The sequence below is a fragment of the Xanthobacter autotrophicus genome (genome assembly GCF_030015065.1).
Taxonomy (GTDB): Bacteria; Pseudomonadota; Alphaproteobacteria; order Rhizobiales; family Xanthobacteraceae; genus Xanthobacter; species Xanthobacter autotrophicus_D.
Map to the genome: position 1 here is coordinate 79,250 of NZ_JAIVFN010000005.1, position 14,380 is coordinate 93,629.

Here is a 14,380-nt window from a genome sequence, read left to right on the forward strand (position 1 = left end):
GACGAACGCATGAACTGGGATCGGATCGAAGGCAACTGGAAGCAGATGACCGGCAATCTCAAGGCCCAGTGGGGCAAGCTCACTGACGATGACATGGCCGAAATCAACGGCAACCGCGAGATTCTTGAAGGCAAGCTGCAGGAGCGCTACGGCTATGCCAAGGATGAGGTGAAGCGCCAGGTCGATACCTGGTCCACCAACATCCGCACCATGTGATCACGAGCCTCCCGCGACACGCCCCGTGCCTGCCGGCGCGGGGATTTTTATCTGAATTTTCAGGCTGTTGCGACCTTGACGATACCGCTCTGGTCGAGCGGGGCCAGCGCCTCGGCCGCGCGCACGCCGGAAATGACGATTTCAGGCGCGATCTCGGTCAAGGGCACCAGGGCGAAGGCGCGCTCCAGCAGGCGGGGATGGGGGATCTCCAGGTCCGGCTCGGCGATATTTTCGTTTGCAAACAACAGGATGTCGATGTCGATCCGGCGCGGCCCGAAGCGCACCTCGTGGGGCCGGTCGCGCCCCAGCATCCGCTCCACAGCCAAGGCCAGGAACAGCAGGCTGCGGGGCGCCACCGGGCTTTTTATCTCAACCACTTGGTTGAGGTAGGGCCCCTGCGGGATCGGCCCCCAGGGCGGCGTCTCGTAGAGCGAGGAGCGGGCGCCGATGGTGAGCCCGGCCCGGGCCAGCACGCCCAGCGCCAGCCCCATGGTGGCGGCCCGGTCGCCCACGTTGGAGCCGAGGCACAGATAGGCGGTGCGGTGGGTCACGAGGCGTCCCGGATGGCCTCGGCGACGCGTGCCGCCTGTACGTGGGCGGCCACGTCGTGCACCCGGATGATCTCCACCCCGGCCATGATGCCGATGACGTTGGAGGCGATGGTGCCCGGCAGGCGCTCCGCCGGAGTGGTCTCGATCACCTTTCCGATCAATGACTTGCGCGATGTGCCCAGCAGGATGGGCAGGTCCAGCACCCGCAATTCGCCGAGCCGGCGGACCGCGGCGAGGTTCTGCGGAAAGCTCTTGCCGAAGCCGATTCCGGGGTCGAGGACGAGGCGCTCGCGCTTCACGCCGGCCCTGTCGGCCATATCGAGAGCTTTCTCGAAGAAGTCCAGCATATCGGCAACGATGTCGAGGGTTTCATCGACTTCGGTTCGGTTGTGCATCACCACCGCCGCCGCGTCGTGGTCCGCCACCACCTTCGCCATGTCCGGGTCGCGGGAAAAACCCCAGACGTCGTTGACGATCACCGCCCCGGCCGCGAGCGCCCGCCGGGCGACGTAGGCCTTGTAGGTGTCCACGGAGATGGGCAGGCCGGTCTCGGCGGCCAGCGGCGCGATGACCGGGGCGATGCGCGCCCATTCGTCTTCCGCCTCCACCGGGGTGTGGCCCGGCCGCGTCGATTCGCCGCCCACGTCGAGCATGTCCGCGCCCTCCGCCACCAGGCGCCGGGCGGTGGCGAGCGCGTCGGCCGGCGCGGCGCTGGCACCGCCGTCGGAAAAGGAATCGGGCGTCACGTTGAGGATGCCCATGACAAGGGTGCGCGGGCCGAGCGCGATGGCGCGGCCACAGGCATGAAGGGTGCGGGAGGGAGCAGCGGGCAAGGGCGGCGGGCCTGGGCAGGGTCGGTTGGACGGGGGCCCAATGAACCGCGCGGCGCCGGCCTTTGCAACAGGGGCCGGAAGGAAGACGGGGCGCGGCTTTCGCCGCACCGTGATGAGGACGTGACGGGCGCGGCTTCCGCCGCGCCGTGGGGTGGAAGTGACGGGTGCGGCTTCCGCCGCGCCGTGGGGTGGAAGTGACGGGCGCGGCTTCCGCCGCGCCGTGGGGAGGGAAGGGTTACTGCGCCGCGACCCCGGTGCCGATGGGGCAGGAGACGCCGGTGCCGCCGAGGCCGCAATAGCCGTTGGGGTTCTTGGCCAGATACTGCTGGTGGTAGCCTTCCGCGAAATAGAACGGCCCCAGATCGGCGATCTCGGTGGTGATGGGGGGAAAGCCCCTGGCCTTCAGCGCCGGCTCGTAGGCCGCCTTCGCCGCTTCCGCCGCGACCCGCTGGGCGGCGCCGCTCACATAGATGCCGGAGCGGTACTGCGTGCCCACGTCATTGCCCTGGCGCATGCCCTGGGTGGGATCGTGGGATTCGAAGAACAGCCGCAGCAGCTCGTCATAGGTCACCACCTTGGGGTCGTAGACCACCAGCACCGCCTCGGTGTGCCCGGTGCGGCCGGAGCAGACCTCCTCATAAGTGGGGTTCTCGGTGAAGCCGGCCACGTAGCCGACGGCGGTCGCCCACACGCCGGGCGTCTGCCAGAACTTGCGCTCGGCGCCCCAGAAGCAGCCCAGGGCGAACACGGCGGTCTCGAACCCCTCGGGATAGGGACCCTTGAGGGCGTGGCCGTTGACGTGATGCGTCTCGGCGGTGGGCACGGGCATGCTGCGGCCGGGCAGGGCATCGGCCTTGGTGGGCAGGTCGAGGGACTTCTTCAGCCAGAACATGGCGGGCTCCTCGCTGGGGCGTCGCGCCGGGCATCGGACCCGTCGCGCGCGCATGGGGACATGAAGGGAGGCGCCGGCGGCGAGCCGGGCCGGATCCCCAATATGGGAAGCCCGCGGCGTTTGCGCGAGGGGGCGCCGCGCCCCGGAGCCCGATCCGGTCAGGCGGTCTCGATCCGATCGGTGAATCCGTCTGTCCCCATTACCGGGAAATCTCGAAGCGCGAGCGCTCGCGCACCCGGCCGAGGGCGAGCAGGATGAGCCCTACCACCACCAGCAGCAGGAAGGCCGGCAGGGACAAAAGCGGCAGGATGGCGGTGCTCCAGACCCCGGGCAGGCCGGCGCGGCCCGCGTTTTCCGCCTGCTCCAGCGTTCCGGGCGACAGCGCGAACCAGGCATCGCCCGTGGAGGTGAACACCAGCGCGGAGGACGCGATGGAGCGCGTGCCGTCCACGATGAGGGCGACGAAGCCGCCGGCCACGAGCCAGAATCCGATGAAGCGGAACAGGAAGCGGATCATGGGTCGGCGCTGGGCTCCCTCGCGTCTTCGGGCGGTGCGCCCGGCCCCTTCCATTTAGGCGGGATCGGCCAAGATTGCACGCCCCCCGGTGCGGGAGCGGCTTGGCTGGGGGGCGGCTTTTGTCATCCCTCGTGCTGCAACCCTCTCCCGCTTGCGGGGGGAGGGAGCACCGGCGGCTTGGGCAGGAGGGGGCGCCTCGGCAACCAAGCCCGCAGCCCGCCCCGCCATGCGCAGCCCGGAGGGCGATCCCGACCCCTTGCGCGCCATTGCCCCTTGAAGCCGGGCGCGGGTAATGCTTCCATCACGTCATGAGTACGGGCCTCATCGAAATCCGCAGGGCCAAGCCGGCCGACGCAGAGGCGATCGCGGCGGTTCACGACGCGGCTTGGCGCACGGCCTATCGCGGCCTCATCCCCGGCGTCGAGCTGGAACGGATGGTGGAGCGGCGCGGCCCGCGCTGGTGGGACGCCGCCATCCGGCGCGGCAGCCGCCTGTCCGTGCTGCTGGTGGGCGATGACCTCGCCGGCTATGTGAATTACGGCGGCAACCGCGCCAAGAGCCTGCCCTATGGCGGCGAGATCTATGAGATCTACCTACAACCTTTGTATCAGGGCCTCGGCTTCGGCCAGCGTCTGTTTGCGGCGGCCCGCCGGGACCTGAGTCTTGCACGGCTCGATGGTCTCGTGGTGTGGGCGCTCGCCGAGAACGAGAATGCGGTGGGCTTCTACAAGGCGCTGGGGGGGCAACCGGTCGCATCCTCGACGGAGCAGTTCGGCTCGAAAACGCTGGACAAGATCGCCTTCGCTTGGCAGCGGTAACCCCCGCGCGGGCGACCGCCCGCGTGGACCGTAGCTATCCAGCGAGTGTATCATGCGCATCGATGCGATCCCGATCGGCAAGAACCCGCCCCACGACGTGAACGTGTTGATCGAGGTTCCGATCGGCGGCGAGCCCATCAAGTACGAGCTCGACAAGGCTGCCGGTACCCTCTTCGTCGATCGCTTCCTTTATACCGCCATGCGGTATCCTGGAAACTATGGCTTCATTCCGCACACTTTGTCCGGCGACGGCGATCCCTGCGACGTGCTGGTGGCGAATACCCGCGCCATCGTGGCCGGCGCGGTCATCAGCGTGCGTCCCGTGGGCGTCCTGCTGATGGAGGACGAGGCCGGAATCGACGAGAAGATCATCGCCGTTCCCTCCTCCAAGCTCACCAAGCGCTACGACCGGGTTGAGAACTATTCCGACCTGCCGGAGATCACGCTGAAGCAGATCGAGCACTTCTTCGAGCACTACAAGGATCTCGAGCCCAACAAGTGGGTGAAGATCCTCGGCTGGGGCGACGCGGCCCAGGCCCAGAAGCTGATCGTGGAAGGCATCGAGCGCGCCAAGGCCGAAGGCAAGGAAGGCTGAGGCCTTCCGCCGGGGGCGGGACCTCCCGCCCTCAGGCCGGCACCGTCGTCTCCGTCAGGAGGCGGCGGATCTCGGGCAGGCACGAGCCGCAGTTCGTGCCTGCCTTCAGCTTGTCCCCCACCATCGCCGCATCGTGCGCGCCGGCGCGGATGGCGCCCACGATGGCATCGCGCGGCACGCCGAAGCAGGCGCACACCAGCGGCCCGCACGCGGCCGCAGCCCCCGCCCGCCGGCCCGCCAGCAGGGTCCGCCGGTCGGCGGTGGAGACCTTGCCTTCCGAAAGCAGGCCCTTGAGCGCGTCCCACGCCACGCGCCGGCCGGCCGTGCCCACGAACACCGCGAAATCGAGCCGCCCGTCCCCGTCGAAGGCGGCGGCACGGTAAAGGCCCGAGGGAGCGTCCACCAGTTCCGCCAGATCAAGTTGGGCGGAAGGGGCAGGGCCTTCCGCCTTGACCCACCGGGCCCAGTCGTCCGGCCCGAGGTGGCCCGCCATGCGCCAGCCGAAGCCGCCCTCCAGCGCCGCCCGCGCCCACCACAGGCCCTGCGGCATTTCCAGCCGGCGCCGCGACAGCACGAAGCCCTCGAACGGCGCGGCGTAGGGCGCGAGGGTGGCGGGCGTCGCCTTCGAATCGGGCTGGCCGGAATGGGGGTCGGTGACGCCGTGGACGAGCGGACCCACCCGCCCATGGGAGGAGGTCGCCGCGCTCCAGTGGATGGGCGCGAACAGGGTGCCGCGCCGCTGCCCGGCGTCGATCCTGACTTCCAGCACCGCCGCGCCGTGGGCGCTCGACACCCGCGCCAGCGCGCCATCGGCGAGGCCGAGGGGCGCCGCATCGTCCGGATGCACGGCGACGAAGGGGGCCGGGATGTGCGCGCCCAGCCGGGGGGAGAGGCCGGTGCGGGTCATGGTGTGCCACTGGTCGCGGACGCGGCCGGTGTTGAGCAGGAAGGGGAAGGCGTCGCTCGTCCGCGCCGCCTCGACCGGGGCCGGCGCCACGAAGCGGGCGCGCCGGTCGGCGGTGAAATAGCCGCCGGCGGCGAACAGCCTTTGGGTGCCCTCGGGCCGTCCGCGCGGGGCCGGCCACTGGACCGGGGCGAAATCCTGGTAGGCGGCGTCGGATAGGTCGGCGAAGGCGGAGATGTCGAAGTCGCGGGTGCCGGCATTCTCGAAGCCGGAGAGCGCGGCATGCTCGCGGAAGATGTCCGCCGGTCCGCGCCACGCGAAGGCCGCGCCGAAGCCGAGGCGCGCCGCCACCTGCGCCAGCGCCCACCAATTGGGCTTCACCGCGCCGGGCGGGGCGAGGAAGGGCCGCTGGCGCGAGATGCGCCGCTCGGAATTGGTGACGGTGCCGTCCTTCTCGCCCCAGGCGGCGGCGGGCAGCATCACATGGGGATGGCATGAGGCGGTATCGTTGAGCGCCACGTTCTCGGACAGCACGAACAAATCGAGGCGCTTCAGCGCGTCGCGCACGCCGTCCGCCTCGGGCAGGCTCACGGCCGGGTTGGTTCCCATGACCCACAGCGCCCTGATCTCCCCCCGGCCGATGGCGGCGAACAGGTCCACCGCCTTGTGGCCCTCGCGGGTGGCGATGCCGGGCGCGTCCCAGAAGCGGCGCACAAGGTCCACCTCCTCCGGCGAAAAGCCCATGTGGGCGGCGAGCTGGTTGGCGAGCCCGCCCACCTCGCGCCCCCCCATGGCATTGGGCTGGCCGGTCAGCGAAAACGGCCCCATGCCCTCGCGGCCCATGCGGCCGGTGGCGAAATGGCAGTTGAGGATGGAATTGACCTTGTCGGTGCCCGCCACCGACTGGTTCACCCCCTGCGAATAGCAGGTCACCGTCTTCGCGGTTTGCGCGAACAGGGCGAAGAAGCGCGCCACGTCCTCGACCGCGAGGCCGCAGGCGCGGGCGGTGGCCGCGGCGTCCGGGGCCACGGCGCGGGCGTGGGCGAGCGCATCGTCGAAGCCGGTGGTGTGGTCGCGCACGTAAGTCGCGTCGAACGCCGGGCTCTGCGCCAGATGGGCGAGGAGGCCTGAAAACAGCAGGGCGTCGGTGCCCTGGGCCAGCGGCAGGTGCAGGTCGGCTTCCGCCGCCGTCTCGGTGCGGCGGGGGTCGATGACCACGAATTTCGTGCCCCGCGCCTTGCGCGCCGCCTCCATGCGGCGGAACAGCACCGGATGGCACCATGCGGTGTTGGAGCCCACCAGCACGATGAGATCCGCCGCCTCCAGGTCCTCATAGGACCCCGGCACCGTGTCCGAGCCGAAGCCGCGCTTGTGCCCGGCCACGGAGGAGGACATGCACAGGCGCGAATTGGTGTCCACGTGGGCGGTGCCGAGGAAGCCCTTCGCCAGCTTGTTGGCGACGTAATAATCCTCGGTCAGCAACTGGCCGGAGAGGTAGAAGGCGATGGCCTCCGGCCCGTGGGTGTCGCGCACACCCTTAAGGCTGTCCGCGATGCGGTCGAGGGCAGCGTCCCACGAGGCGCGGGCGAGCGCCCCGTCGGCCCCGCGCACCATAGGAAAGAGCAGGCGGGTGTCGAGCCCCACCGTCTCCCCCAGCGCCGCGCCCTTGGAACACAGGCGGCCGAGATTGGCCGGGTGGGCGGCGTCACCCTCCACCAGCGCGCCGCCGCGGCCGTCCGGCGTCGCCTTCACCCCGCAGCCGACGCCGCAATAGGGGCAGGTGGTCTTCACCGAGGGGGGCGAGGCGAGAGGCGCATTCATGGGGTTGGCCGATCCTGCCTGAGGCTGCTGGAGCACGCGCCGATCTGCCTGCAACGCAGGCTGCTCGGATAACGCGTTCTCTTTCATTAAGGGAGAGCGCGATCTGATCAGATTGAGCCAGTCCGATCGGATCGCGCTCTCGGGTCAGTACACGTCGGCCTGGTAGCGGCCGGCGGTCTTCAGGTCCGCCACGAAGCGGGCCGCCGCCTCCGCCGAGAGGCCGCCATGCTCGGCGGCCACCGCCGTCACCGCCGCTTCCACGTCCTTCGCCATGCGCTTGGCATCGCCACAGATATAGAAGTGCGCGCCGGCCTGAAGCCACGCCCAGAGTTCCGGCCCCGCCGCGCGGATCTTGTCCTGCACGTAGACCTTGGCGGCGCCGTCCCGCGACCATGCGGTGTCGAGCCTTGTGAGGGTGCCGCAGGCCTGGAGGCCCGACAGCTCGTCCTCGTAGAAGAAGTCCGTGTCGCGCTTCTGGTGGCCGAAGAACAGCCAGTTGCGCCCGCTCGCTTTGGTGGCGAGCCGCTCGTGCAGGAAGGAGCGGAACGGGGCGATGCCGGTGCCCGGCCCCACCATGATCACGTCCCTGGAGAGGTCGGCCGGCAGGGCGAACCCGTGCGCCTTCTGGATATAGGCCTTCATGCGCGTGCCCGCCGCGATGCGGCCGCCGAGGAAGGTGGAGGCGACGCCGAGCCTTGTGCGTCCGGCCATGTCGTAGCGCACCGCGTCCACCGTCAGGGTGAGCTTGCCGGGGGTCGCCGTGGGGCTGGAGGAGATGGAGTAAAGCCGGGGCTGGAGCGGCTCCAGGCATTCCACCAAAGCCTCCGGATCGGGACGGATGCCGGGGAACTTCTCCAGCGCCGCCAGCACGTCGAGGGTGGCGGCATCGCCGTCCGGGTCCTCGCCGGAGGCCAGCGCCCGGGCCTTGGCCTTGCGCTCGCCTCCGGTGATGTAGGAAATGAGGGTGAACAGGGCATCGGGGGCCGATTTCAGGCACACTTCGCGGGAGAGCACCTCGCCCAGCGTGGTGTCGGCGATGGGGAAATCCGGCGGGGCGTGGAGCGCGGCGAGCACCGCCGCCACCAGGTCCGGATCGTTCACCGGGAACACGCCGAAGCTGTCGCCGGCCACATAGTCGATGCCGGAGCCGCTAAGATCGAACTCGATATGCCAGGTCTCCTTCTCGGAGCCGTCCTTGTTGAGGCGGGTGCGGCCGAGAAAGGTGACCTCGCCCGGATTTTCACGGGTGCCCAAAGGCGCCGGGGCGTGGGGCTCGTGGGCGTAGGAGACGGCGGCCGGCGCGGGGGCGGCGGCCGGCTTGGTGGCCGGGGCGGCGGTCTCCTCCGCGAGCTGCTTCAGCATGCGCAGGGTCTCCTTGCCGCCGGGGGCGCAGAGGTTGAGCTTGCTCTCGGCGCCGTCGGCCAGCGCCTTGGCGTAGGTCTCGCACACATAGCCGCACTGGCCGCAATCCTGCTGGGCCATGGCCGCCATCATGCGGCGGGGCAGGGCCTTGCCCTCTGCCAGCTTCATGCGCTCGGCCAGCGGCATGGCGGGGTCGTGCCAGGGTGCGCCATCGTCGGCCGCCTCCACCGCCGGGGCAGGCATGTCGGGCATCAGCGCCGCCGCGTCGCCCGCCGAGAGGGCGGTGGGGGCGCTGACCTGATCGGCCGAGAGGATGGCGGCGAAGAAGCCGTTCAGCCACGCCCGCTGCTCGCCGGTGAATGGGGCGCTGTCGGGCAAAACGGGCACAACGGGAATGCGGGTCTGGAGGCTCATGGCTGTGGTCTCTGTGTCGCGTGGCGCGCCTCGGGCGCGAAGTCTTGCGTCAGGCCGCCCGGCGGCCATTCGGATCAGGTGCGGTGCTCATGCCGCCGCCTCCGCCAGCGCTTTCAGCGCCTCGGGGTCCATGCGGCGGGTGAAGGGGGCGAAGGCCTCGCCGTCCTGGCGGTGGGCCATCCAGATCTTCAGCAGGCGCTCCACCACCATGGGGGCGTTTTCCGCCTTCACGTCGCGATAAAGCTCGCGGGCGATGGCGGCATCCGCGCCGAAGCCGCCGCCGACGAACAGGTGATAGCCGTCCACCGTGTCGCCATCGTCATTGATGGCCACCCGTGCGCCGATGAGGCCGATGTCGCCGATATAATGCTGGGCGCAGCTGTTGTGGCAGCCGGTGACATGGATGTTCACCGGCCCGTCGAGGTCGAGACGCTCCTCGCAGTGGGCGAGGATGGCGCGGGCCGTGCCCTTGGTGTCGGCGGCGGCGAAGCGGCAGCCCTTCGACCCCGTGCAGGCCACAAGCCCGGCCTGCAGCGGCGTCGCCTGCGTGGAAAGCCCGAGCGCCGCGATGGCGGTGCAGGCTGCCTCCACCTCCGCGTCGGCAACGCCCGAGATGAGGAGGTTCTGCCAGACGGTGAGGCGGATATCGCCGTCGCCCATGCGCGCGGCGATGTCGGCGAGGCCGTGCATCTGCGGAACGCTCATGCGGCCCACCGGCAGGCCGACGCCGATGTAATTCAGCCCCGCCTGCTTCTGGGCATGGACGCCGAGATGAGCCAGGCGGTCGGCCTCGGCGCGGGGCGCCACCGCCTCGGCCGGCAGGCGGGTGAAGGGACGACCGAGCTTCTTCTCCACCAGCGCCAGGAAGCCGTCGAAGCCCATGGCGTCGAGCACGTATTTGAGGCGGGCCTTCTTGCGGTCGGTGCGGTCGCCGGTGTCGATGAAGGCGCGCACGATGGCGGCGGCCACCTCGGTCGCCTCATCTGGGCGCACCACGATGCCGGTGTCGCGGGCAAAATCCTTGTGGCCGGTGATGCCGCCCAGCGCGAGGCGCAGCCACACCCCCGGCGCCACGCCGAACCCGTCTTTCACCTCCACCGCCTGGAAGCCGATGTCGTTGGTGTCCTCCAGCGCGCCGATGGTGCCGGCGCCGTCGAACGCCACGTTGAACTTGCGCGGCAGGCCGTACATGTCGCGATTGTTGAGGATGTAGTGGTGCCACTCCTTTGCCAGCGGGCGGGTGTCGAGGAGCTCCTGCGGGTCGATGCCGGCGGTGGGGGTGCCGGTCACGTTGCGGATGTTGTCCGCCCCCGAGCCCTTGGCGGTGAGGCCGAGATCCACCAGCTTCTCCAGCACCGCGATGCCGTCGGTGGCCGGGATCTCGCGGATCTGGAGGTTTGCTCGGGTGGTCACGTCGGTGTAGTTGCCGCCGTGGGCGGCAGCGATGTCGGCGACGCCGCGGAACTGCCAGTGGGTCAGGATGCCGTTGGGAATGCGCAGGCGGCACATGAAGCTGTCCTGCGCCGGCGCCACATGGAACAGGCCGTGGAACTTCCAGCGGAACACGTCCGGACCCTTGGGAAAGACGCCCTCGTGCGCGGCCGTCTTCATGCGGGGGTAGGAATCAAGGCCCAGCTCCTCGCGCTTGCCCTTCTCCTCAGGCGTGAGCTTCCTGCCCTGCGCCTCGAAGCGGGCCATGGCCTTGAGGCCCGCCGCGTCGGGTCCGGTGGGCTCGGCGGCAGCGACGGGCGCGCCCGCCGGCGCGGCGCCGCGGGTGATCTGCACCGCCTTGGCGCCGGAGACGAAGCCTTCCAGATAGCGTTTCTGGTCGATGGAAAAATCGCCGCCCATGGGTCTCTCCTCAGGCCGCTGCGGCGATGGCGTCCCGCCCGAAGGCGAGATCGGCGCGCATGGCGGTGATGGGGGTGCGTTTGGTGATGAGGTCGAGATAGAACAGGCCGTCCGCCGTATCGCCGAACAGCACGGCGCCCGCGAGCAGCCCGTCTTTCACGATGAGCCGGCGATAAACGCCAAGCCCCTGGTCGGTGAGCACGATGTCTTCCGTGCCTTCGCCGCCGGTGACGTCCCCCGCCGAGAAGACGGGGACGCCCGAAACCTTCAGATTGGTGGCCACCACCGAGCCCTCGTAGCGCGCCTCTTCCCCCGCAAGGCGCCGGGCGAGCACGCGGGCCTGCTCATAGGCCGGGGCCACGAGGCCGTAGGCGATGCCGCGATGCTCGGCGCATTCCCCGATGGCGTAGATGGCGGGGTCGGAAGTGGACAGCGTGTCATCGACGAGAATGCCGCGCTTCACCTCCAGCCCGGCCGCGCGGGCAAGGTCGGCATTGGGGGTGACGCCGCAGGCCACCACCACGAGGTCGGCCGCCACCACGCCCCCATCTTTCAGCCTGAGGCCGGTGACACGGCCGTCGCCATCGCCCTCGATGGCGTCGCTGGCGGCCTGAAGCAGCACCTCGACGCCCTTGGCTTCCACCGCCCGCCGAAGAAAGCCGGCGGCGGCGGGATCGAGCTGGCGCTCCATCAGCCGGTCCATGAGATGGACGAGGGAGGTCTTCACCCCCGCCCCGGCGAGGCCTACGGAGGCCTCCAGGCCCAGCAGCCCGCCGCCGATCACCACCGCCCGCGTGCCGGGCACGGCCGCGGCGGCGAGCAGCGCCGCCACGTCCTTCAGGTCGCGGAAGGTGTGCACGCCGTCGAGATCCATGCCCGGCAGCGGCAGGCGGATGGGGTGCGAGCCGGTGGCGAGCACGAGGCGCGCATAGGGCAGGCGCCGCCCGTCCGCCAGCACCACCGCGCGGGAGGCGCGGTCGATGGCGGCGGCGGGGGTGCCGTATTGCAGGGTCACGCCGCGATCGCGCCACCAGGAGGCGGGCTTCATCTGCGCGTCCGCGGCGGTCATGTGGCCGGCGAGCACCTCGGAGAGCAGCACCCGGTTATAGGCGAGGTGCGGCTCCGCCCCGATCACCGCGACGGCATGGCGGCCCAGCGCGCGCTGGGCCAGCTCCTCGCAGAGCTTTGCCGCCGCCATGCCGTTGCCGATGATCAGGAGGGGCTCGCTCATGTGCGTGTCCTCTGGCTTTGTCCTCAGGCCACCGGCTCGGGGGCTTCGGCGGCGGCGATCATGACGGAGGAGAGCAGGCCGTAGGCGTCGGCCCACGCGGTCTTCACCTCGGGGGTGAAGGCCTCGCCGAGGCCCTGTTCCAGCGTCCACAAGAGGGCCGCGCCCACCACGACGTAGTGCTCGGTCTTGACGCCGTAGCCCACATGCTTGCGGGCGAGGTTCTGCGCGGCGGGAACGATGCTCGGCAGGTCCTTGAGGCCGGCGACCACCACGCCGAGGGTGGCCATCAGCTTCTGCCCCTGGGTGGTCATGTCGCCCTTGAACAGGGGCTTCACCTCGGGCGCGATCTCGAACAGGCGGCCGTAGAACAGGCCCGCCGCCGTATCGGCGATGGGAACCACCTTGGCGAAGCTGGCCTGGACCAGATCAATCTGGGTCGGTGTCATGGCAATCTCTCCGGCTTTGAAAAAGGCGAGGGGAGCGGGCGCATCCGGCCCGCTCCGAAAGGGCTCAGGCGGCTTCCACGTAGCGATGGCGCTCGTGGAGGAATTTCAGCACCGCCTCGCGGGCCTTGAGGTAGGTGGCGTTGGTGACCAGCTCCAGCCGCTTGCGCGGCCGCGGCAGGTTCACCTCCAGCACCTCGCCGATGCGGGCGGAGGGACCGTTGGTCATCATCACGATGCGGTCGGAGAGCAGCACCGCCTCGTCCACGTCGTGGGTGATCATGAGGATGGTGTTGCCGAGGCTGGCATGGATCTGCATGACGCTGTCCTGCAGGTGGGCGCGGGTGAGGGCGTCCAGCGCGCCGAAGGGCTCGTCCAGCAGCAGCACCTTGGGCTCCATGGCCAGCGCCCGGGCGATGCCCACGCGCTGCTTCATGCCGCCGGAGACCTCGGACGGGCGCTTGTCCCTGGCATGGCCCATCTGCACCAGGTCGAGGTTGTGGATGGTCCAGTCGTGGCGCTCGGTGCGCGAGCGGGTGCCGGAGAACACCTTGTCCACCGCGAGGCGCACATTGTCGTAGACCGTGAGCCAGGGCAGCAGCGAATGGTTCTGGAACACGACCGCGCGGTCCGGGCCGGGGGCGTTCACCTCCTTGCCGTCGAGGATGACGCCGCCGGTGGTCACCGGGGTGAGGCCGGCGACGATGTTGAGCAGGGTGGACTTGCCGCAGCCGGAATGGCCGATGATGGAGATGTATTCGCCCTTGGCGATGTCGAGGGAAACGTCGCGCAGCACTTCCGTGGTGGCGGCGCCGCGGGAAAAGCTCTTTCCGATCTGGCTGAGCTCGAGATAGGCGGGCATGGGATGCTCCTCGAAAGTGCGATCAGGCAGCGCTGGTGCCACGGGTGACGAAGGAGCCGACGCCGGCCACGAGGCGGTCGAGCACGAAGCCGACCACGCCGATGTAGACGAGGGCCACGATGATGTCGGGCAGGCGGGAGGAGTTCCACGCATCCCAGATGAAGAAGCCGATGCCGACGCCGCCGGTGAGCATTTCGGCAGCCACGATGGCGAGCCACGACAGGCCGATGCCGATGCGCAGCCCGGTGAAGATGTAGGGCGCCGCCGAGGGCAGCATGATCTTCCAGAAGAATTCGAGGGGGTTCAGCCGCAGCACCAGCGCCACGTTGCGGTAATCCTGCGGAATATTGCGGATGCCCACCGCCGTATTGATGATCACCGGCCAGATGGCGGTGATGAAGATCACGAAGATGGCTGAGGGGTTCGAATCGCGGAAGGCGGCCAGCGCGATGGGGAGCCAGGCCAGCGGCGGCACCGTGCGCAGCACCTGGAAGATGGGATCGAGGCCGCGCATGGCCCATACCGACTGGCCGATCACCGCGCCGAGCGCGATGCCCACCACCGCCGCGAGGCCGAAGCCCACCGCCACGCGCTGGAGCGACACCAGCACGCGCCAGCCGAGGCCGATATCCTGCGGGCCGGCGACGAAGAAGGGATCGAGGATGAGGTCCTTGGATTCAGACCAGATGCGGCTCGGCGGCGGCAGGGTGGCGCCGGGGCTGGAGCACAGGAGCTCCCAGAGCAGGCCCAGGAGCAGCACCATCACCAGCGGCGGGAGGACGCTGACGGCGACGGTGCGGGCGATGGCGGGCCAGCGCGAGGGGCGCGCGGCGGCAGGGGCGGCAAGGCGGACCACGGCGGCGCTCCCGGAGCGCCGGGCCTCTTTGGGCGGCTCTTTCAATGCGGTGACGGACATGGGGCAGGGCTCCGGTTTCAGGTCGCGCTCAAGACGCGTCGCGATGCTCGGGTTTCGGGCGAACCCTCTCCCGCACGAAGCCGGATGTTTCCGGCTTCGGCTCTTGGGAACCGAACTCGGCAAAAGCCGAGTTCGGGCGGGGGAGGGTAGGGAG

Annotated in this window: 14 protein-coding genes; 3 read left to right on the forward strand and 11 right to left on the reverse strand. The window is 69.9% G+C overall.

Going from position 1 to position 14,380, the window contains the following annotated elements; genetic code table 11:
- Positions 1–9: 9 nt before the first annotated feature.
- The gene (locus K9U40_RS02665; protein WP_282888695.1) at positions 10–216 is read left to right on the forward strand and encodes a CsbD family protein; all 207 of its coding nucleotides are present in this window, start codon (positions 10–12) and stop codon (positions 214–216) included.
- 59 nt (positions 217–275) lie between these two features.
- Here the strand turns inward: K9U40_RS02665 and folK are convergent, their stop codons facing one another.
- The 4 genes from folK to K9U40_RS02685 form a co-directional block, all read right to left on the reverse strand.
- Positions 276–767 (reverse strand): 2-amino-4-hydroxy-6-hydroxymethyldihydropteridine diphosphokinase, encoded by a 492-nt coding sequence (folK, locus tag K9U40_RS02670; protein ID WP_282888696.1) that lies wholly within the window; start codon positions 765–767, stop codon positions 276–278.
- On the reverse strand, positions 764–1,528 hold the full coding sequence (folP, locus tag K9U40_RS02675; protein ID WP_282888711.1) for a dihydropteroate synthase: 765 nt from the start codon (positions 1,526–1,528) through the stop codon (positions 764–766). Before folP ends, folK begins: the two co-directional genes overlap by 4 nt.
- A 307-nt stretch (positions 1,529–1,835) precedes the next feature.
- Positions 1,836–2,492 carry a peptide-methionine (S)-S-oxide reductase MsrA gene (msrA, locus tag K9U40_RS02680; protein ID WP_282888697.1) on the reverse strand — a complete coding sequence of 219 codons (657 nt, stop codon included), beginning with the start codon at positions 2,490–2,492 and terminating at the stop codon, positions 1,836–1,838.
- A 199-nt stretch (positions 2,493–2,691) separates the two neighbouring features.
- On the reverse strand, positions 2,692–3,009 hold the full coding sequence (locus K9U40_RS02685) for a hypothetical protein (protein ID WP_282888698.1): 318 nt from the start codon (positions 3,007–3,009) through the stop codon (positions 2,692–2,694).
- A gap of 308 nt (positions 3,010–3,317) precedes the next feature.
- On the opposite strand from K9U40_RS02685, the gene K9U40_RS02690 reads away from it, so the two are divergent.
- Both K9U40_RS02690 and ppa read left to right on the forward strand, forming a co-directional pair.
- A complete protein-coding gene (locus tag K9U40_RS02690; RefSeq protein WP_282888699.1) occupies positions 3,318–3,827 on the forward strand; it encodes a GNAT family N-acetyltransferase in 510 nt (169 codons plus the stop codon).
- A 52-nt stretch (positions 3,828–3,879) separates the two neighbouring features.
- Positions 3,880–4,422: an inorganic diphosphatase gene (ppa, locus tag K9U40_RS02695; protein ID WP_282888700.1), complete on the forward strand. Its 543-nt coding sequence runs from the start codon at positions 3,880–3,882 to the stop codon at positions 4,420–4,422.
- Positions 4,423–4,453: 31 nt separating this feature from the next.
- Here the strand turns inward: ppa and K9U40_RS02700 are convergent, their stop codons facing one another.
- From K9U40_RS02700 to ntrB, 7 genes are all read right to left on the reverse strand, one after another.
- A complete protein-coding gene (locus K9U40_RS02700; RefSeq protein ID WP_282888701.1) occupies positions 4,454–7,147 on the reverse strand; it encodes a nitrate reductase in 2,694 nt (897 codons plus the stop codon).
- A gap of 144 nt (positions 7,148–7,291) precedes the next feature.
- Positions 7,292–8,923, reverse strand: a complete 1,632-nt coding sequence (locus K9U40_RS02705; protein ID WP_282888702.1) for a sulfite reductase subunit alpha — start codon at positions 8,921–8,923, stop codon at positions 7,292–7,294.
- 87 nt (positions 8,924–9,010) lie between these two features.
- Complete coding sequence (locus K9U40_RS02710) at positions 9,011–10,774, reverse strand: NirA family protein (RefSeq protein WP_282888703.1); 1,764 nt, start codon at positions 10,772–10,774, stop codon at positions 9,011–9,013.
- Positions 10,775–10,784: 10 nt separating this feature from the next.
- Positions 10,785–12,005, reverse strand: coding sequence for an NAD(P)/FAD-dependent oxidoreductase (locus tag K9U40_RS02715; RefSeq protein WP_282888704.1), 1,221 nt, complete (start codon positions 12,003–12,005; stop codon positions 10,785–10,787).
- A gap of 23 nt (positions 12,006–12,028) precedes the next feature.
- Positions 12,029–12,451 (reverse strand): globin family protein, encoded by a 423-nt coding sequence (locus tag K9U40_RS02720; protein WP_282888705.1) that lies wholly within the window; start codon positions 12,449–12,451, stop codon positions 12,029–12,031.
- A gap of 64 nt (positions 12,452–12,515) precedes the next feature.
- A complete protein-coding gene (locus tag K9U40_RS02725) occupies positions 12,516–13,310 on the reverse strand; it encodes an ABC transporter ATP-binding protein (protein WP_282888706.1) in 795 nt (264 codons plus the stop codon).
- 22 nt (positions 13,311–13,332) lie between these two features.
- Positions 13,333–14,226, reverse strand: a complete 894-nt coding sequence (ntrB, locus tag K9U40_RS02730) for a nitrate ABC transporter permease (RefSeq protein WP_282888707.1) — start codon at positions 14,224–14,226, stop codon at positions 13,333–13,335.
- Positions 14,227–14,380: the final 154 nt, after the last annotated feature.